The sequence below is a fragment of the Plantactinospora sp. WMMB334 genome (assembly GCF_049179095.1).
GTDB lineage: Bacteria > Actinomycetota > Actinomycetes > Mycobacteriales > Micromonosporaceae > Plantactinospora.
In genome coordinates this window covers 6,784,258-6,802,057 of record NZ_JBMHME010000002.1, presented here as the reverse complement: position 1 = coordinate 6,802,057, position 17,800 = coordinate 6,784,258, and the positions used below count along the sequence as shown (strand labels likewise).

General features: G+C 69.5%; 22 protein-coding genes and 1 pseudogene. 6 read left to right on the top strand and 17 right to left on the bottom strand.

Features of this window, described 5'->3' with window-relative positions; all coding sequences use genetic code 11:
- Positions 1 to 10: 10 nt before the first annotated feature.
- Positions 11 to 271: pseudogene (locus ACN27G_RS29440) on the bottom strand (hypothetical protein); the annotation flags it as partial.
- A gap of 516 nt (positions 272 to 787) precedes the next feature.
- On the opposite strand from ACN27G_RS29440, the gene ACN27G_RS29435 reads away from it, so the two are divergent.
- Together ACN27G_RS29435 and ACN27G_RS29430 are read left to right on the top strand one after the other, a co-directional pair.
- Positions 788 to 1,864, top strand: a complete 1,077-nt coding sequence (locus ACN27G_RS29435; protein WP_421495959.1) for a hypothetical protein — start codon at positions 788 to 790, stop codon at positions 1,862 to 1,864.
- A 94-nt stretch (positions 1,865 to 1,958) separates the two neighbouring features.
- Positions 1,959 to 2,123: a hypothetical protein gene (locus tag ACN27G_RS29430; RefSeq protein WP_421495958.1), complete on the top strand. Its 165-nt coding sequence runs from the start codon at positions 1,959 to 1,961 to the stop codon at positions 2,121 to 2,123.
- A 54-nt stretch (positions 2,124 to 2,177) separates the two neighbouring features.
- Here the strand turns inward: ACN27G_RS29430 and ACN27G_RS29425 are convergent, their stop codons facing one another.
- From ACN27G_RS29425 to ACN27G_RS29390, 8 genes are all read right to left on the bottom strand, one after another.
- Positions 2,178 to 3,125, bottom strand: coding sequence for an HAD domain-containing protein (locus tag ACN27G_RS29425; RefSeq protein ID WP_421495957.1), 948 nt, complete (start codon positions 3,123 to 3,125; stop codon positions 2,178 to 2,180).
- A gap of 47 nt (positions 3,126 to 3,172) precedes the next feature.
- Positions 3,173 to 3,772 carry a hypothetical protein gene (locus tag ACN27G_RS29420; RefSeq protein WP_421495956.1) on the bottom strand — a complete coding sequence of 200 codons (600 nt, stop codon included), beginning with the start codon at positions 3,770 to 3,772 and terminating at the stop codon, positions 3,173 to 3,175.
- A gap of 173 nt (positions 3,773 to 3,945) precedes the next feature.
- A complete protein-coding gene (locus ACN27G_RS29415; RefSeq protein ID WP_421495955.1) occupies positions 3,946 to 4,206 on the bottom strand; it encodes a hypothetical protein in 261 nt (86 codons plus the stop codon).
- 261 nt (positions 4,207 to 4,467) lie between these two features.
- Positions 4,468 to 5,316, bottom strand: a complete 849-nt coding sequence (locus ACN27G_RS29410) for a hypothetical protein (protein ID WP_421495954.1) — start codon at positions 5,314 to 5,316, stop codon at positions 4,468 to 4,470.
- Positions 5,317 to 5,351: 35 nt separating this feature from the next.
- Entirely contained in the window at positions 5,352 to 5,882 is a 531-nt protein-coding gene (locus tag ACN27G_RS29405; protein ID WP_421495953.1) for a DUF4314 domain-containing protein, read from the bottom strand.
- On the bottom strand, positions 5,879 to 6,151 hold the full coding sequence (locus tag ACN27G_RS29400; protein WP_421495952.1) for a hypothetical protein: 273 nt from the start codon (positions 6,149 to 6,151) through the stop codon (positions 5,879 to 5,881). The genes ACN27G_RS29405 and ACN27G_RS29400 overlap by 4 nt, the downstream gene beginning before the upstream one ends.
- 91 nt (positions 6,152 to 6,242) lie before the next feature.
- Positions 6,243 to 6,656 carry a hypothetical protein gene (locus ACN27G_RS29395; protein ID WP_421495951.1) on the bottom strand — a complete coding sequence of 138 codons (414 nt, stop codon included), beginning with the start codon at positions 6,654 to 6,656 and terminating at the stop codon, positions 6,243 to 6,245.
- Between the two features lie 111 nt (positions 6,657 to 6,767).
- The gene (locus ACN27G_RS29390) at positions 6,768 to 6,896 is read right to left on the bottom strand and encodes a hypothetical protein (protein WP_421495950.1); all 129 of its coding nucleotides are present in this window, start codon (positions 6,894 to 6,896) and stop codon (positions 6,768 to 6,770) included.
- A 584-nt stretch (positions 6,897 to 7,480) separates the two neighbouring features.
- Between ACN27G_RS29390 and ltrA the strand changes: the two genes are divergently transcribed.
- Positions 7,481 to 8,917 carry a group II intron reverse transcriptase/maturase gene (gene ltrA, locus ACN27G_RS29385; RefSeq protein ID WP_421495949.1) on the top strand — a complete coding sequence of 479 codons (1,437 nt, stop codon included), beginning with the start codon at positions 7,481 to 7,483 and terminating at the stop codon, positions 8,915 to 8,917.
- Between the two features lie 119 nt (positions 8,918 to 9,036).
- Here the strand turns inward: ltrA and ACN27G_RS29380 are convergent, their stop codons facing one another.
- From ACN27G_RS29380 to ACN27G_RS29370, 3 genes are all read right to left on the bottom strand, one after another.
- Positions 9,037 to 9,993, bottom strand: a complete 957-nt coding sequence (locus ACN27G_RS29380; RefSeq protein ID WP_421495948.1) for a hypothetical protein — start codon at positions 9,991 to 9,993, stop codon at positions 9,037 to 9,039.
- A gap of 70 nt (positions 9,994 to 10,063) precedes the next feature.
- Positions 10,064 to 10,813: a hypothetical protein gene (locus tag ACN27G_RS29375; RefSeq protein WP_421495947.1), complete on the bottom strand. Its 750-nt coding sequence runs from the start codon at positions 10,811 to 10,813 to the stop codon at positions 10,064 to 10,066.
- Positions 10,814 to 11,022: 209 nt separating this feature from the next.
- Complete coding sequence (locus ACN27G_RS29370) at positions 11,023 to 11,436, bottom strand: hypothetical protein (RefSeq protein ID WP_421495946.1); 414 nt, start codon at positions 11,434 to 11,436, stop codon at positions 11,023 to 11,025.
- A 420-nt stretch (positions 11,437 to 11,856) separates the two neighbouring features.
- Here ACN27G_RS29370 and ACN27G_RS29365 point away from each other — a divergent pair, with 420 nt between their 5' ends.
- A complete protein-coding gene (locus ACN27G_RS29365; protein ID WP_421495945.1) occupies positions 11,857 to 12,234 on the top strand; it encodes a hypothetical protein in 378 nt (125 codons plus the stop codon).
- Positions 12,235 to 12,594: 360 nt separating this feature from the next.
- Here ACN27G_RS29365 and ACN27G_RS29360 read toward each other — a convergent pair whose 3' ends face one another.
- Complete coding sequence (locus ACN27G_RS29360) at positions 12,595 to 13,722, bottom strand: ISAs1 family transposase (RefSeq protein WP_421495944.1); 1,128 nt, start codon at positions 13,720 to 13,722, stop codon at positions 12,595 to 12,597.
- A gap of 205 nt (positions 13,723 to 13,927) precedes the next feature.
- Between ACN27G_RS29360 and ACN27G_RS29355 the strand changes: the two genes are divergently transcribed.
- A complete protein-coding gene (locus ACN27G_RS29355) occupies positions 13,928 to 14,104 on the top strand; it encodes a hypothetical protein (RefSeq protein WP_421495943.1) in 177 nt (58 codons plus the stop codon).
- Between the two features lie 395 nt (positions 14,105 to 14,499).
- On the opposite strand, the gene ACN27G_RS29350 is transcribed toward ACN27G_RS29355, so the two are convergent.
- The 3 genes from ACN27G_RS29350 to ACN27G_RS29340 form a co-directional block, all read right to left on the bottom strand.
- Entirely contained in the window at positions 14,500 to 14,925 is a 426-nt protein-coding gene (locus ACN27G_RS29350; RefSeq protein WP_421495942.1) for an Imm1 family immunity protein, read from the bottom strand.
- On the bottom strand, positions 14,922 to 15,695 hold the full coding sequence (locus tag ACN27G_RS29345; RefSeq protein WP_421495941.1) for a DddA-like double-stranded DNA deaminase toxin: 774 nt from the start codon (positions 15,693 to 15,695) through the stop codon (positions 14,922 to 14,924). Before ACN27G_RS29345 ends, ACN27G_RS29350 begins: the two co-directional genes overlap by 4 nt.
- A 347-nt stretch (positions 15,696 to 16,042) precedes the next feature.
- A complete protein-coding gene (locus tag ACN27G_RS29340) occupies positions 16,043 to 16,429 on the bottom strand; it encodes a hypothetical protein (RefSeq protein WP_421495940.1) in 387 nt (128 codons plus the stop codon).
- 487 nt (positions 16,430 to 16,916) lie between these two features.
- Here ACN27G_RS29340 and ACN27G_RS29335 point away from each other — a divergent pair, with 487 nt between their 5' ends.
- Entirely contained in the window at positions 16,917 to 17,303 is a 387-nt protein-coding gene (locus tag ACN27G_RS29335) for a hypothetical protein (protein WP_421495939.1), read from the top strand.
- 48 nt (positions 17,304 to 17,351) lie between these two features.
- On the opposite strand, the gene ACN27G_RS29330 is transcribed toward ACN27G_RS29335, so the two are convergent.
- Positions 17,352 to 17,597, bottom strand: coding sequence for a hypothetical protein (locus ACN27G_RS29330; protein WP_421495938.1), 246 nt, complete (start codon positions 17,595 to 17,597; stop codon positions 17,352 to 17,354).
- Positions 17,598 to 17,800 lie beyond the last annotated feature (203 nt).

Below are 17,800 nucleotides of genomic sequence, written 5' to 3'. Positions count from 1 at the left end.
CCTTGAGCGTGCGTCCGTGCAGGTGCAGGTGGGTGACTGCGGCGATCGGGCCGACCTCGGCGCCGTAGGTTCGGCCGCCGCCCGGGGCGCCCTTGATGCCCGCGACGTCGTAGCCGAGCAGCACGAGCAGCCACTGCGTGGCGAGGTTCGGCGGCACCGGCCGGGGATGGCGCAGCTGAGGGTTGAACAGGACGTTGCCGTGCCCGCCGAGGTACGCGGGGTCAAGCACCTCGGGGCCGCGCGGGTACGCGGTGATGTGTCCGCACTGCAACGCGGGTCGGTCAGGGTCGAACAGGTCGAGCCGGTGCCGCCACGCTCGCCAACCTCCGCTGGCAGAGTTCGACAACCTCGGGTTGAAGATTCAAACGGGCTCGGAGTAGACGCAGGGGATGTGTCCAGCCTCGTCGCTTCCGCGCTGACCTCGATGACGGTCACCGGCTCGACCGGGATGTAGACGATGTGGGTTGCGGCCGGTCGAACTGTCCGGTCCACGATGGGGGCAGAGGCCTATGACGAAGGTCGCCGCTCCACTGGCTCAGCGGCGAAATGGGTAGGGTGCGGGACGCAGCCGGCATCTCCTCGCGTCTGACTTGGTCATCAGTGATCTTTGGCTACGAAGATCTTGCCAGAGCCGCCGAAACTTTACGCCGACGCCCGTCACTGTCGGCGCATACTCGACGTCGATCCGCCCGCCCGGTGAACGGCCGCTTGCCAGCGTGAGCCGGCTGACCGTGGTGCCGGTCATAGGTATCACGGGCGCGGTGTCCGACGAGGGAAAGGCCAAGCTATGGCTACCTGCGCGTTCTGCGGCTTCACCGGCAAACTCACTCAGGAGCACGTTCTTGGCGACTGGCTCTCGAGCATCGGGCTCGACCTGCGGCCCGCCCCACACGTGACCGGGCCGCTCAACCGCATCGGGCGGGACCTTGGCGTCCGGCCCCCGTTCCGGCAGACCGTCGGCATCTGCGGGCCGTGCAACAACGGCTGGATGAGCCGCCTCGAAGACGTCGCCAAGCGCACCCTGACGCCGTTCATCCTCGGCAACGCCGGTCACCTCACCGCCGAGGACGCCGGCCCGGTCGCGGCGTGGCTGCAGAAGACCGCGCTGACCGCGATGCTGGTGTCTTCCGAGAAGGAACGCGACGCTGGCTACGGCCTTCCGCCGTCCGAGTACCACCGTCTGTGGGATCTGCGCGACCAGAAGGTGCCCCTGCCGACCAGCCAGTGTTGGATCGGCAGGTACGCCGGGCAACACCGGCTCGCTACCATCTGGGTGACGCCTATCACGGTCGCCGTCGACGGCTTGCCGGAACCCGACGCGCCCCAAGGCTACGCCACCACCATCGTGCTCGGCCAGCTCCTGCTGCACGGCGTTCGATTCACCACCGAAGCCCCGGCCGTCACGGCCGCGACCCGCCAACAACTCCCGCAACTCTGGCCGGTGGCGACCCCGGTCATCTGGCCGCACGGCACCCCGATCGACGACGCCGCGTTTCTCGCCTTCGCCAATGCCATAGACCTGCGCTCCACAGAGCCGTTCATCAGGCTCGGTCCGTGGAAACCGGCCACCGAGCTCTCGGCCAGCGAGGCCGTCGGGGACCTGGTCGAGTTACCCACGATCTGCGGAAAGCACGTCGTGTGTTACCCCATGACGCTGGTCCACGAGGCGATGCGCGGCCGGTTCTACGCGTTCGGCAGGGTCTGCGAGTGCCCCACCGCGTACCTCGTCCACACCGAACCCGACGGCGCCCACTGCAAGGCCGCCGGCACCGTCGAGGCCATCAATAAGCTGTACGAAGCGCTCCCCGGCCAGGAAATCATGATCGACGGCGGGCCCGGCGAGTTCATTTGCAAGCGGCTGTAGCGACGCCCGCACCTTGATCCGGCCAGCACGACAGCGTTTCGCCTGCTCCCGATCCAGGGATCCTTTTGGGCCGCAGCAGCTAGAGTTCGGCGACATGGGGCGCATCAAGGGACACTACGAGTGGAACGACGACGACCTCACCCCGGGCCAGAAGAAGGAAGGCGGCCGGGCGGGAGTCAGTGAGGTCAACAGATGGCGACGAGCCGACAAACGCAAAAAAAGGGCCGCCCTCTTCCTCGACAACCCGCAGGTGGGCTGAGCGGTCTACCCGCTCAGCCCACCTCGGATGCCGATCTACCTTGCCGTGCCGGGCTCAGCCCTTCCCGTTGGCACGGTTTCCCGTCGGCGCGCTGGCGTCGGCCCGGTCCGCCTCCTCGCCGGGTGGGTCGACCTCCACGAACCCGAACAGCCGCTCGATCACCTGCAGCGCCTGCGTCGAGTAGCGGTCGGCGAACCCTCGGCAGATGGCCGGCTTGCCCCCCGGATTTCCGGAGTAGGGAAGGGTTTTATGGCAGACGATGAACGACTCGTCCCGTCGTGCCTTGACTACCAGGTCACGCAGACGATTTGGGGAGAGCCGCATCAAGTTGCCGGGGTGGAAGATGCAGGTGGAGCACAGCCTGGACAACAGGCGGGACTTCCGTAGCAGCGGATCGCCGACGCCGAGATCGCCGTCCTCCTCGTGCGACGCGTCGTCCTCATCTGGCCCGGCAGGCCCGGCCACCGTGTCGCCTGGCGCATATGCCCTCCGATCGTCGATGGCCACCTGGCCGAGCCAGTCGATGACCTGCTCGATGTGGCCGCGTTGTAGGCCGGTGACGCTGTTGACGGGGACCAGCAGGGTGGCGCTGCCGTGGGTGGTGCGTTCAGCGGCTTCGAGGGGATCGCGACCGCCGAACTCGTCGTCGAGAACGGCCACCGGCCGCCCGCCGACGGCGCGGTACAGCGCGGTGAGCTTGAGCTGGCGCCCGAACCGCACGCCGGCTTGGCCGACGTCGATGACGGGCAGGTCGTCCGGGAGGCCCAGCCGGGGCGCGACCCACGTCGCGGCGACAGTGCCCCAGCTTGTGCACCAAACAAGGTCAGCGTGATGGCCAAGCTCTTGCAGCCACGCGCCGTGGTCGGGGTGCAGCCACACCTCTCCCGAGACATGCCGGCCGGTTGGGTCGGGACCGTCGTAGTGGTGCCGGTGGTAGCCGAGCTGGCGGGCGGTGGGCGGGTGGTCGGGGTTGAGGACCCCGTCGACGTCGATCGCGACCACCGGCCGTGCCGGGTCCGCGGCCGGGACAGGACCGGTGCGTGGCGGGTTCATCGGCCCTCGATTCTGACGGCTCGATCCAGTGGCAGGACGATCCGCTCGGTGTGGGGTCTCGGGTGGGAATGCTGCCACAGCGCGGCCGAGGTCGGATCGGTGAACGGCCCGACGAGCTCTCCGGTGGCGTTGGTCCGGTCGAGCAGCAGCAGCGCGCTGCGATGGGCATCGGGATACCTCTGCCGGACATGCCGGACCAGTTCATGGTCGAGTGCCTGTCGGAGTGTGTCGGGCAGTTCGGCGGTGTCGGGATGATGGAGCGGCATGGTGTGCACGCTGATCAGGCGCTGCGCCTCGGCCAGCGGTGCGGCATTGGCCTGGGCGGTGGCGTTGTCGCGGAAGAGGCCGTAACTGACGGTGTCACCGAACCGGTCGAGCGCGAGGAGGGCGTGCGGGTCGGTCATCTCCAGGGAGCTGTCGGCGATGACGGTGAAGGCGTCGCCTGACTGGGGATCGGTGATTGTGAAGGTGAGCGGCCGGCCGCTGTCGGCGTCGATGTAGACCGCGAGGTCGAGGTCCGACGTGCGGTCAAGGAATCGGAGGTAGGCGCGGTTGCGAGAGTTGAACCCGGGTAGGGGTGCCGTGGTGTCGGGCATGTTGGTCTCCGTCTCGTCGAGAACGCGGTTCGTGGTCGTGGAATGAGGCGGGCCCGACCGTCTGGCCGGGCCCCGTCCGGGGTTGATGTGGGTGCGAATCCAGATCTGGTAGCGGTGCCGTCCTTGGCCGTGAGGTGTCGGCCAGTGGCCGCGCGCGAACCTCACCCTGTTCGTCATTCCGGCCGCGTGTGGGTTTCGGTACGGCGTTCGAACTCCTCCAGGGGCAGTGCCGGCTCACACGGTTCGGGTATGGCGGCCAGGCGCCCCTCGACGCCCTCGTAGCATTTCTTGCAATAGAGCACGCCGTCGTCGATGAAGATGCTGACGGAGGCCGACAGGTACATCGGGCCATAGGGAAGTTCGATGTACGGCAGGTCGTAGCGATCGATGAAGATCGGTTCGGGAAATGGCGGAGTGGATCCGGCGGTAGGCATGGTCATTCCTTCAGGCATGGCTGCACGTGATCTGGCGGCGGGTGTGATGAGTAATCGGCGATCCGCGCGAATTGACGGTCGCTGCGGCGACGGACACAAGTCGTCCGGCGAGAGGTAGCCCGATTCTGAATGGCAGGGTCGGATGCGGTTGGCCCGTGGTCGGAGCGTGAGGGAGCCGCTTCCCGGTGCGTGCGGCGGCCTTGGTGAGTCACAGCGGCGGGAAGAGCCCGCGTAGCCGTGTGCGGCTACGCGGAGCGGTGGTCAGGTCGGGTGCTTACCATTTGGGCGGCGCGGGGTGCGAAATCGCCGGGATGGTCGCGGCCGTTGCCGGCCGGGCTGGTCACCAGCCGGCACCGCTCGGCGACGTACTCGAGCAAGGCGGGTGTCGAACGCCTCCAGGTAGGCATCGTGCGCCTGGTCTCGCTGCTGATCGCTGACCGTCTCGCCAGAAGGAACGGGCACGCCGTGGCGCAGGGTGAGCAGGTCCGTCTCGGTCGGCGGCTCCGTGAAAGATTCGTCGCGGACGGCCGACATCGGCAGCCTGTCTATCATCTCCGGGCAGTCTTCGGCGAAGTCGAGCAGCGCACTGCGGGCCGCCGCGTTCGGGTTGCCCGTGGCGCTCGCGCCGATGTGGTGGCGACACCACCAGTCGGCGCCGTCCTGGCCGGCCCGCTCGCCGGCGGAGCGGACCGCGTCCAGGGTCTGCTGCCAGGACAGGCCGGTGCGGGCGGACGGCGTCCAGTTGGTGGTCAGCCGGATGAGCCGGGTCTCGGCGGGCAGGGTCTGCTGGGTGCCGTCGTCCCAGGTGACCGCAAGAATCTGCTGGTCGGGGTCGTAGTTGCCGACGGTGCCCTGCGGGCCGTGTCCGAAGGCGCTGGCGATGTCACCGTCGATCACGGGGGCAACGCGTTGTCCAGTGACGAAGGGTTTCACCGTGGTTCTCCCATCAGTGCGGCAGAAGAAGGTCCCGGCGCTGTCGCGGCCGAGCAGAGAAAGGGCGGGTGGCCGCTGACGGGCGGCCACCCGCGTTTGGGTGTCGCCCGGCTGCGAGTCGCAGTTCATCCAGCCCGTGCGTTGATTCATTCGAAGGCGTCGGCGCGTTCGAGGCACGCCCGTACGCGGCTGGAGGGTGAAGCGGCTGCGACTCAGTCCGGGCCGCTGCTGTCGGCGGCCGCGCCGGAGTCGGGTCGGCGGCCGAGGATCAGCCGCTGTCCGCGGCCGACACCGAGGCCGAGGCCGAAGGCGAGGAAGCAGCCATCGCACATGAAGGCCCACGGACCGAACCGGGTCGCCCCGTCATAACCGGCGGGAACCACCGTGCCGCTCAAGGTGCGGTGGATGTCGCAGGACGGCAGTTCGATGACGTAAGTGACCGCATCGCTGTCGGCAACCGGTGACGCCGGAGCGCCGGAGTCCTGCGCCGGGCTGCCCGCCGACGCCGGACGCTCGTCGTCGGGCGCGTCTGCGGTGACGGCTTGCGAGCCTGGGGCAAGCGTGATGCGGTCGCCGTCGTTGAGCAGCATCGCCAGGGTGGAGCCGTCGTCCCAGGCGATGGCGACGGTGTTCGACTGCTGGTCGTGGCTGCGGACGGTGCCGAGAGCACCGGGCCGCAGCCGAGTGTGCGGGTCGCTGGTGTGGACCAGGACGACGCGCGGGCCAGACAGGTAGACGCTCACGGCTGGTGCTCCCCGCCGGCCGCAGATGCCGGCACCGCACTATCCGCTGCGCTGGGCAGCAGGTCGGCGGCGGTGACCAGCCGCTGCCGGTCGCACAACGGGGCGTCGGCCGCGTCCGCGTCGTCGACCTCGCCGCTGCCAGGCTTGTTGAGTCGCAGCAGCCGGCCGACGGCGGTGCCGCCGCCGAGGAATCCGCCGAGGCCACCGGCGCAGAGGATGAACACGGCGATGAGCGCCACGGCGAGTGACACCAGGGATCGGAGCTTCACCCCGACCCCCCTGCCAGCGGGGTCGGGGTGATGGGTTCGGTAGGGCGGCGCGGCGGAGCCGGGCATGGCGGATTCCTCCTGGTTCGTAGGGTTAGCCGAGGCTGTGGACGCCGACCGGCTCGCCGTCGCCGCTGTGCACGGTGACCGTGTCGTCGGCGGGGTGGATCACGTAGATCCACGAGGCGACGAGGTCGACGGCGCGGCTGAGCGGGAAGACGGTGAGCGGCTCCGGCGCGGTGTCGTCGAGCGTCATGCCGACCCCCGCGACGTGGTGCTGGCCGGCGAAGGGCTGCGGGTCCGGGGTGAGGTCGGGTCCGAGGTAGTCCCAGTCGTTGGCGAGGACCGCGTCGATGAGGGCGTTGGTGTCGCGGCGGGTGGTGGTGGCCCAGATGCCGCGCAGTTGCGGGATGAGGGATGCGGGGTAGCCGTCGAAGTGGACGTAGCGGGCGCGGACGATGGTCGGCTGGGCGGGGTCGGCGGCGCCGACGTAGCAGGGGGTTCCCACGGGTGATGTCTCCTCGTGAATCGCTGAACGGGCTGGGGGCACGGCGACGACCGCGCGGTCGGGGTCGACCCGCGCGGTCGTCGATGCGGAGTTGGGGTGCGGTGGTCTGCGTTAGCGGGCGAGGACGGCGACCTTCTCGCCGTGCAGCAGCGGCGCGTCGTCGGGTCCCTTGATGTGGGCGTGAATCCAGATCCGGGTGCGCCACGAGGCGCTGTCGATCGAGTGGGGGTGAGAGACCACCACCGCCTGGGCTGTCGTAGCAGCCGGGTGTAGCTGGGGGCAGCCTGAGCCGGGAGACGCCGGGGAGGGCGGGAAGCAGCCCCGACAACGACGGGACGGTCCGGAACTACCAGACGGGCCGGGTCCGGCAAGCGAAGCGGGAAGGTGTACGTGAGGAACCAGCGTGTGAAAGCCTCTTCAGGATCACTCGGCTCAAATCTGGTGGATACGGGCCGGGGTGCGGTACGCACCCGGCCACGCCGTCGGCGGGGCCGGGCAACTCCTGAGCCGGATTTCGAATGTCGGCAGGGAGGCCACGGTGAAGGTCTACGGCGTAGCCGTGGCGATGCCGCAGGGGCAAAGCTGGGCACCTCACCCGCTGAACGATCGACGGTGAACGTGGGAACCGTCCGACACCGCCCGCCGGGCGTACGGCCAGTGCGTAGGCGGGCAGGCACGTCGTCTGCTGAGGGTGTCGGCCGGGGCGGAGTCCGCGTAGTAGTCGTGGGAGTGACGTCCCACCACGGAGAGCGGGAAAACCGCTCGCAGGGCGAAGGCGGACAGCGTGTTCGCAGCTTGCGGACTGTAATGCCAGGAGGTCGTCGGTGAACACCGACGCGTCGTGGCCGAACCTCGACGAGGCGCGGGCACGGGTACTGGGGATACAGGCGAAGCTGCACCGATGGGCCGGCGAGGATGTTGCGCGCCGGTTTGACGACTTGTTCAACCTCGTGGCTGACCCGGCGTTTCTTACCGTTGCGTGGGAGCGGGTCAGCGGCAACACCGGGGCTCGCACAGCTGGCGTGGACGGGATCAAACCTGGCTGGATCGCCGCTGTGGGAGTCGCTGAGGCGTTCCTGGCCGACGTGCGTGAGCAACTGCGGTCGCGCACGTTCGTCCCAGTGATGGTGCGGGAGGTGATGATCCCGAAGCCGGGTACCAGCAAGCGGCGCCGTCTCGGGATACCGACCGTGGCCGACCGGGTGGTCCAGGCGGCGCTGAAGCTGGTGCTCGAACCCATCTTCGAGGCGGACTTCAAGCCGTGCTCGTATGGGTTCCGCCCCAACCGGCGCGCGCACGACGCGATCGCGGAGATCCAGTTCTACACCACCCGCGGATACGAGTGGGTGCTGGAAGCTGACATCGAAGCGTGCTTCGACTCGATCGACCACACGGCCCTCATGGACCGGGTGCGCCAGCGAGTGGGAGACAAGCGGGTGCTCACGCTGATCAAGGCGTTCCTCAAGGCCGGGATCCTCACCGAGCTCGGCCATCGGGAAGAGTCCATCACCGGGACGCCACAGGGCGGCATCCTGTCCCCGCTGCTGGCTAACATCGCACTGTCGGCGCTGGACGAGCACTTCGTCGGCCAGTGGCAGCAGATGATGGGGACCAGCGGAAGGCGCGTACTGCGCGGCCGTAAGGGTCTGGGCAACTGGCGGCTGGTCCGCTACGCGGACGATTTCGTCGTCATGGTCTACGGCAACCAGGCCGTCGCGGAGGCGCTGCGGGAGCAGGTCGCCGCGCTGATCGCACCGCTGGGGCTGCGTTTGGCTGAGGCCAAGACCCGAGTGGTGCACATTGACGAGGGCTTCGACTTTCTCGGGCACCGCATCCAGCGGCACCGCAAGCGAGGGACGTCGAGGCAGTACGTCTACACCATGCCGTCGCGCAAGGCCATTGCGTCGATCAAGGCGAAGGTGCGGGCGTTGACGAACAGGTCGAGAGGCTACGACCTCGCGGAACTGCTGCGCCGCGTTAACGCGGCGCTGCGCGGGTGGGCCAACTATTTCCGGCACGGCGTGTCCAAACGGTTCTTCAGCAAGGTGGACGCGTTCACGTGGTGGCGCATCGTGCGGTGGATCCGCAAGCGCCGCAACGGACTGGGATGGAAGGCGACGCGAAGACGCTTCATGCAGGGCTGGAAGATCGTCGCGGACGGGATCACCTTCACCGGAGCCTCACCGGTCGCGATCGTCCGCTACCGGTACCGGGGCGAGAAGATCCCGACACCATGGACCGCGAGCGCAACGGTGAGCTGAGCCCATCGGCACGGGCACGTGGAGAGCCGGATGCGCGGAGACGCGCCTGTCCGGTTCGGGAGGCGGTCCGAGGAAACGGACCGGCCGCAAGGCCGGAACCGCGCCTCGGACCGACCTCACTACGCCTGCCCGTGCTTGTCGATCAGGCGGCGCCAGTGACCGCGTACGACGAACCGGACGCGGTAGTGCCACCGGGCGTTCCCGTCGCCGGGTTCGGTCAGGGCGGAGGTGCGCCGCAGCATCACCACGCGGGTGTCGTGCACGATGGAGGCGCGTGCGGCGCGGCGGCGGGCGGGCCGGTCCAGTGGCGCCGGAGCGGCGATGCTGATGGGTTGTGCCTGGATGCGCCAGAACGCGTAGGCGATCGCCGCGCAGACGTGGGTTCGGGCGGTGGCGTCGGCGATGACGTACCGGCCGTCGGGCGCGGTCTCCCAATCGCGGTCAGGCTCGAGGTCGTCCGGGTGTTCGACGGCGGGTACCGGTGCCGCGATCGGCAGCATGTCCAGGTTCGTCATCACGTAGGGGCCGAGTCGCGACCGTAGGGTCGGATCCTGCTGGGTGTAGCCCCGGATGCGGGCGGCGTGAGGATCTTCGGGGTCGTCGCGGTCGGCCCAGCCGCAGATCAGCCATGACCGGCCGCTGGGGGAGGAAACGGTGGCCCAGGTGATCGCAGCGATTCCGCTGACCTGGCCGTTGAGGTTGCGGTGGTAGATCGGTTCGGGGAGGAAGAGCACGCCGCCGTCGGTGGGGGCGGCGTCGGCGGTGAGGAGGTCGCCGGTGAGGTCGAGCGCTTCGGCCGCTGCGGCGACGATGGCGGTCATGGCGGGGGCGAGGACGTACGCCTCGCCCTGCGCCCACACGGTGCCGCTGGCGCGGTTGATGACCTCGGCGACGTTCTGGTCGGGTGCGGCCTCGCCGTGCGGATCGGGTTCGGGGAAGTTCGCGAAGAGGGTCTCGACGAAAGCTCGTGTGTACTCGACACCGGCGGTGCTGGTGCAGAAGTCGTGCATGCGGGTTTTCATCGCTATGGCCGCTCGGGCGTAGCCGGTGAGGGTGGTCTCGGTACGGAAGGTCATGCTGTTCCTCCAGTTCGGGGTTGGACGGCCCGTTCCCTTTCTGCCGCGTCGATCGCGGTCACGGCGCGGATCAGGGCGTCGGCCAACATGGCGGCGATGCGGGCCCGGCGGTGCTGCGTGGTGAGCATCTCGGGGGTGATGCGTACGCCGGTGTACTTGCCGGTGAATCGTTCGATGTCCGCTCGGGGTTGTCCTGTTGTGAGGGGTCAGTGGGTGGGCGGCTGGTCGGGGTCGGGCGGCGTGGGTTGGTCGGTGTGACGCGAGCGTCCGCGCGGGCGCTGTCGAGGGCGTCCTGTGCCCAGGCGTCGGCCAGGGCGCGGCCGTGCGTGCCGCCTGCGCCGCGTACGGCCGCGGCCGGGTCGGCCGGGAGGGGCTCCTCGGTGCGGGACGCTTGCTGCGCCGGGTCGGTGAGGTGGTGGCGGGTGAGCGGCCGGCCGAGGTCGCCCTGGTCGTGGACGGTGACCGTCGCGTGCACGGAGTCGATGACGTAGACCCAGCTGACGCGGTCGACCGCTGCCTGCATGGGCAGGACCTCGGCCTGGCTGTCGTCGGATTCGCTGGCCATGCCGATGCCGGGTACCGGCTGCTCACCAGTGAGCGTGATCGCGGTGTCCGCCGAGACGTCGCCGTCCAAATAGGACCAGTGGTGGGCGAGCAGCCCGTCGACCAGTGCGGTGGTGTCGTGGGAGCAGGTGTGCGACCAGATCCGGTCGAGCGTCGGCAGGACATGGCCGGGCGAGCCGTCGAGGTGGACGTACCGGACACGGACGGTCTCCGACTGGTCGGGGTCGAGGACACCGACGAGGCAATCAGGACTCACTGTTGTTCCTTCCAGGTTGATGCGGGATTGACTGGCGGGTGCGGCGGCGGTATGCCGGTGCGGTGGGATACGCCGGTGATCAGGGCACGGTGTGGAACCGTTGTTGTTGGTACTGGGCTCGCCGGCTGACCGTGCGGTCTAGTGGTCTTGCGGCCAGCCGTTGGCGCGGAAAGGCTGGACTGGTAGTTGCTTTGCCCTGGCGCTTGCCACTACGCGGCGTAGGCGGCGGTCAGGGTTGCGCCGGGAATGCGGCGTGGTAGCCGTTGTGGCATTCGCACCCGCAGGTGTGTGGCGGTGGCGGTGATGCGGGCGGTGAACCAGCCGACGAAGCCGCCGGAGTCGCGGACCGGCCGCTGCGGCGTCCGTTCCCAGGCGTCGGTGGCCTGTGGCAGGGGTCGTGGTTGCGGTTTCGGGCGGCGCGAGAACCGCATCGCCCGCTGGGCCATCCGGGCGGCCACACACGGACCGGACTGGCCGGCGCACTGCAGGTTGACGCACCGATCGTCGGGGCCAAGCTGGTGAGCGGTGGCCACGTCGACGGCCAGCCGCCACAGCAGGGGGTCGGTGACGTCGCGGGGCAGCAGCGCGCGTTCAGACGCGCGGGGTTCGGTCGGGTCGGACATGCGAATGACCTCCATCGGTGTCCAGGCAGAGGTCACCGTCCGACCCGTCGGTCGTGTTTCTCCTGATGGGCAGGCCGCGCGATGACCAGCACGATCGACGCTCGCCTCTCGACCAAGGTCAAGTCGTCTGCGTTGAAGAGTGTTGAAATTGCACGATGGGTAGCCGCCGCCGCTGCCGCTTCAGGAGGGCAAGCGGCCCTGATCAGAAGGAGCTGGATTCGGCGCTCGGCGCGGAGTTGCGGTGAGAGGCCAATTTGTCGGCCAGGCGCCTGATCGGCTCGGTTTCTCCGCGGGTCGGCTGGGTGTGGCGTGACGTTGCATCCGGCGCGTCGGCTGGCGGTCGCGCAACAGATCTTTGGGTGTGTCGTTCTCGTGGCTGGTGGTTGTTTCTGCTGGCCAGGGCGAGGGCGAGGTGGACGGGTGCGGGCGTTCCCGGTGACGATGCCGTCTGGGGTGCGGTACTGGACGGTGCTCAACGAGGACTTGGCTGCGGTGGGTGTGGCGGACGCGTTCCTGCGGCATGTGCGGTTCGGCCGTGACGGCGCGGAGTTGACGACGCGGGCGTACGCGGGCGCGATCGCGTTGTTCTTGCGGCGGTGCCGGCTCACGGGCCGGGACTGGGTCGTCGGGGTGGAGCAGTTGGGCCGGTTTATGGTGTGGCTGCGCCATGCCGGGCGGGCGGTCAGCGCCGCTGACGCGACGCGCGTGGGTGGTGAGGTGTGGGCCGGTCCGGGTGCGGCGCCGGCGCGTGGGGCGCGGCGGGTGAAGCGGTGTTGGCCGCGGTGCACGGGCTGGTGATTGCACGCGGTGACGGCTGGGCATGCGCCGGGCCGGCTGTTGGCGGTGGTGTACGAGCTGGCCGATGACCGGGATCTGCCCACGCCGGTGCGGGGCGAGCGGGTGGGGATGTCGTGGCGGCTGCGGGCCCGGCATCGGGTACGGGTGCCTGAGACGAGGGTGGACCGGGCCAGCGACGCCGAGATCGTCGCTTTGTTACGGGCGTGCCGTAACGCCCGGGACCGGCTGGTGGTGCTGCTGTTGGCTCGGGCCGGGCTGCGCCGCGGCGAGGCGGCGGGACTGCGCCGCAGCGATGTGCATCTGCTGCTGGACTCCACGCCGCTGGGTTGCGAGGTGCCGCGGGCGCATCTGCATGCAGGGTCATTGCGTTCTGGGGTTGATGCTGGTGACGGCGGTGATGAGGTCGTGTGGGCGGTGGCTTGCTCGGCGGGTGGCGCGGGCGATGCTGGTTTCGCCGCAGGTCCTGTGGAACCCGATCGCGGTGTTACGCAGGGTGGCCATGACGGCGGGTCCCTGGCCGGTCCGTGCTTGATGTGAATCTTCACGGAACGTGACATCTCGGACGTGGTGCACCTGGTTTTCGATCAGCCACTCGCGACGGATCCACTCCTGCAGATCGACTGGTTGAGCGTCGGCGGCGGGCAGGGTGATGGTGAGGTACGCGGTCTCGCGGGTGGTCGTGCCGGTTTTGATGGCGGTGCGGGTCCGGGTGATCCGGATGGCCTGTGCGGCGTGCGAGAAGCCGATCCCGCCGGGAGTGGTGACGGTGACGGCTTTGACAGTGCGGGTCTCCCGGCGGCCGTGGCCACTGTCGCGGGTCTGATGCCCGATCGGGACCTGCGCCCATGGCAGCGCCTTGAGCTGGGCGAACAACCTGGGCTGGTTGCCCTTGGCGGGGATCAGCAGGTGAGCGCCGCGCCGGGCGATCTCGGTGGCGTGCCCGACCTGCGTGTGCAGTGCGTCCGCAACGAAGATCAGGTCTTGCAGGCTGCCCAGCACCCGTTCGACGGCGTCCAGCAGCGGCGCGAACGCGGGAATCTCGTTGGACTTCGCGTTGACGGTGACCTGGGCAAGGACGATTCCGGTACTGGTGTCCAACGCGGACAGCAGATGGACCTGGCTGCCATCGGCACGGCGGGCACCCCGCACCGTTTTGCCGTCGACGGCGATGACCTGCCGGTACCGCGGCGGTCGGGATGTGGCCGGCCGGGTCCGGGTGCGCAGCCAGCCCGCGAGGATCGTGGCGAGCAGGTCGGCGTCCAGCCGGATCAGCAGCCGCCACATCGTGGTCGTGGCCGGCACCGCACGGACGAACCCGAGCCGGGCGCGGGCGATGTCGTCGAGGTCGTGCAGCCAATCACTGATCGCGGTCACGCTCGATGCGCCGCTCATCACCGCGCACACCGCAACCGCCAGCAGCGCAGCCAGGGGGTAGCGCAACCCGCGCGGACTACGCGGATCCGGCACCGCCGACAGCGCCTGCAGCAACCCGTCACGTTCACCCTCGGTTATCGGACGGGCCGGTGGGACGGTGGGGGTGGTGACTGCGGACAGTACCTGGATCGGGCATGCTGACATCGCGGGTGAGGTCCTCGAAGTGTCTGGAAGCGTGAGAACTCCCATGATCACCTAGGCGATCTCACCCGCCCCGACCGCCTCCACAGAGGTCACTCACCCCGCATAACCCCTGCTCATGCGTTTATTCACCGAACACGCAATGGCCCTGCATCTGCATGTGGTCTGGAGGGACAACGTCAACCGGGCGTGGGCCAAGTCGCGCCGGCAGCAGACGGTGCCGCTGGACTTCCTGCTGGTGCAGGCGTTCGACGATTACGAGTTGGAACGTCTGGCAGTGGCTCGGGCGGCGTAGTCGGACTTCGTGCTGGTCAACCTGTTCCGCGAACCGGTCTGCGCGCCGATGACACCGGACGCGGTCAATGACTTGGTGGCGGCGTTGTGCCGGCGGGCGGGCTGGCCTGGCCCGGTCGGTGTCTCCGCACCAACTGCGGCATGGGTTCGGCAGCAACTTGATGGATGCTGGCGGCAGCATCGACGGCGGGTGCTGCAGCTTCGGGCCGAGGACCTTGCTCCAGGGGTGGGTGGATCTGGGGGGCAGGCCTCGCCTGCGAGATCGTCGTAGCCGACCAGGACCTCCAGCTCGGCGGTAGCGCCACGCGAGAGGTCTCGAACTCTCGACCCGGGACCGGTGGAGGGTTCCACCGCGTGGTGTGGCCGGCTCGGTGCGGGCGTGACGGGGTGTCGTTGTCATGCCTCGGGATCGAGGCTGGTCCTGGCTGGCGGATGGCCTGCCGTGATGTACTCGCGGGCCGCTTCGCGGGCCGCTGCCGGCGTGGTACGGGTGCGCGCTGGTCCGTACTCGGTGGCCTCGCCGTGGTAGTCGAATGTGATCGGTTCGGGCCAGGGGGGCAGGTCGGGTTCGTAGGCGTAGCCGCCGTCGTCGCCGAAGCAGAGGACGAACGCCCGGTCGGGGTGGCCGATTCCGAGCTGGAGCGCCCGGTGGGCGTCGGGGTCGTCGTCGGCGAGGATCGTGACGGCGAACGGGGCGCCGCCGTCGCCGCGGGTGGCGGCGATGGTGTCCAGCAGGTGGTCCAGCTCGTCGGTGTCGGTGACCCGGGCGTGGTGGGTGTCGTCGGTCTCTTCGTTCAGGCCCCAGGTGACGGTGTATGTCATGTCGTGACCCCTTCCCCGGTACCCGTGTAGGTTTTCCACAGCTGTGGACCGCTGTTCTTGCCGGTCACGTACACGGTTAGTGTCGCACCGGCCGGGAGTAGGCCGGTTAGCAGCCGGTCGCAGCCCAGTGGGCCGGGACACGGCCGCTTGGACACGACGAGGACGGCGTGGCGGGGACCGTCGGGTCGGCGCATGATCGCGGCGGCGTGGCCTTCGACGTGCTGGGTCGCCGCGACGTTCTGGTGCCAGCGGCGGGGCGAGTCGCGGCGCAGCCGGGCGGCTTCGGCGGCGGGGCCGTCCGCGCCGCTCCAGATCGGTTCGCCTTGCGTCCCGCCGTCCGGTGTGGTGAGTAGGCCGACCGTCTTGGCGCCCTTGGGGAGCAGCGTGCGCAGTTCGGCGGCGGCCCGGGCCACGAAGGCGGGCACCGGCTGGTTCGTGGCGGAGGTGGCCAGCCGGGGCCAGGGCTGCTCGGCTGTGGGCTCGGCGGTCCCGGTGTGGGGTAGGTGCGCGCCGATCGTCGCGACGTAGTCTGTGACCGCTGCGGTGGCCGTGGCGAGGGCGGTGGCTGCGTCGTGCAGGCGGTCGTCGGCTTGGGTGAGGAGATTCCACGCGGCATCGAGGCGCGCGTCGGCTGAGCCGACACCGGTCTCGGCCAGGCGCGTGTGGGCTCGGGCGAGCGGTGGGGCTGCGTCAGCCACCGCGGCGCGGCACTGGCGGACCTGTTCCAATCCGGCGGCCAGTACCGCGACGACATCGGCAACACTGGTCATCGCGGCGGCGGTGGCGCGTTCAGGTCGATGGTGGGGAATGAGCCGCCGGGCTCGGTCACCGTCTCACGGTAGACGAACACGCCGGTCGGTTGGCCGGTTCTGTTGCGGCGCGACGCCTCCCGCCGCCGAAGAATGTCGAAGGTTGGCGGCTTGTGCGGCCGTGCCACAGAGGTTCAGGTCCGCGCTCGCCGTAGCGGTCACCATCGGCGGCCTCAAGCGCATCCGCTGGGCAGTCCGAGCCACGCTGCTACTCGGCGTGGCCGCGTCCGTGGCAGCCAACGTGCTGCACGCCCTGCCGCACCTGGTCAGCCAACTCATCGCCGCATGGCCACCGATCGCGCTGCTGCTCACCGTCGAACTGATCTCCCGCCTCCCGGTCCACCGCAAGCTTGGCGGATCTTCGCGGCGTTGCGTAGCCGCTGCACCGCATCGGCGATTAGCCGCGCCTTTGCGGGTTGAGCCGGCCACCACTGGCCGAGCACCGGGCCGACGGCCTTTACCAGCACTGGCGGCGGCACATCGTCCGGCATAGCTGCGAGGGCGTCCCTGCCGTGGCGCAGCGCCGCGTACGCGGCCCGCTCCCAGTGCTCACGCGGCTGGCCGTCCACCTGCCGCCGCCGCTCAGCCACCTCGACGTACGCGGCCCGGATGCCGGCGGCCAGTTCGGCGTCGGTGACGACGGCGAGATCGCGCACACTGCGCGCGGCCAGGTCCGGATCGTAGACGCCGCTCACCCACACCACACTAGGCCAGCGGCGCCGCCCGGCGCCGGGGACCCGGGCAGGGGATGCCCCGCCGGCCTGCCGGCACCACCCGGCCCGTGCGCCTGGTGAACAGGACGACGGCGAGGTGGACGGCAGGGCAGCGGTGACGGCCGAACGGCCGTCACCGCCTCACCCGACCGCAGTCGTACCGTACGAAACACCGTGACCCAGCGGTCGCAGGCATGAGCAGGACAGAAAAACGGCCTGCAGGGCGGGGCCGCTCAGGTCGAAGCGGTGATCGCGGGTCCGAGGGCAGCAAAGGTATCCGTCGCCATCCTGGACTGATGGCACCATCACGAACCCGTGTGATTTCGGCACCTTGATCGGGCACCAGTTCGGCAGGTTCTTTCGGCACCGGGCGCTGGGCGCCGTCGTCAGCGGCTGTCGTTCGGCATCTTTGGTGCCGACTCACGGTGCCGATCTTTTCATAGACCTGCGCGACCTTCGAGGTGCTTCGATGTCGGTGGTGCTCGAACAAGGTGCCGGAGTGGCGCTCATTCAACCTGCCGGAGACACCCGTGCGCCCCTCGCCGACCACCCGCAGGCCGCAGACCCGACGCTCGTCGACCTGGCCATCGACTCACAACAGGCACTGGAACACCTGGCTCTCCTGCTCCGCGACGATGTGCCCCTGCACGAACCGGCGGTCCTGCTCGCCATCCTGAATAGGATCGGCTCCGGGATGGAAGACTGCATGACCGAACTCGCCGGGGCCGCCGCGACCGCCGGGCAGACCGGCCCCGCCGACGCCCTCCGCCAGGCGATCGCACACCAGAACCGCGCCCTGACCTCGCTCCACGGCGCGGTCGTCACCATCGAGCCGGCTTCGACCGCGCGAATCTGACTCGGTGGAGTGGACCTTGCCGTCTCTGATCCGGGGCGGACGGAGGCTTCACGAGCCCGGTTCGTTGGCGGGCCGAGGATGGTCGTCGTCACCGGTCCGAGCCGCTGGCTCCGGCCGTGCCGGAGCTGGCGCTGTCACGGGATCGGGTGATGTGGAGGCCAGCACCGCCGTGAGCGCGGCGTGCAAGGCGCCAGCCTGGTCGACCTCGACGAAGAACGACTGCCGCATGTCGGAATCGCCGAGTTCCAAGCGAAGGAAGCCGCGCCGGGGAGGATCATCGTCGATGAACTGCACGAGTTGGACCGCGAGTGTCACCGGCCGGCGGTCCTGGCCGGGGTTGCAGGGGTAGCGGCGGCTTCGATGAGTGGGGGGCGGTGCGTGCCGGGGAGGCGTGCTGATCGCGGCGGTGCACTCGCCGGGATCACACCAGGTGGGATGTTCCGACCCGGGCTGGGCGGTGGAGGGGGGTGCGTCCGGGGTCACGGCGGCGCCTTTCA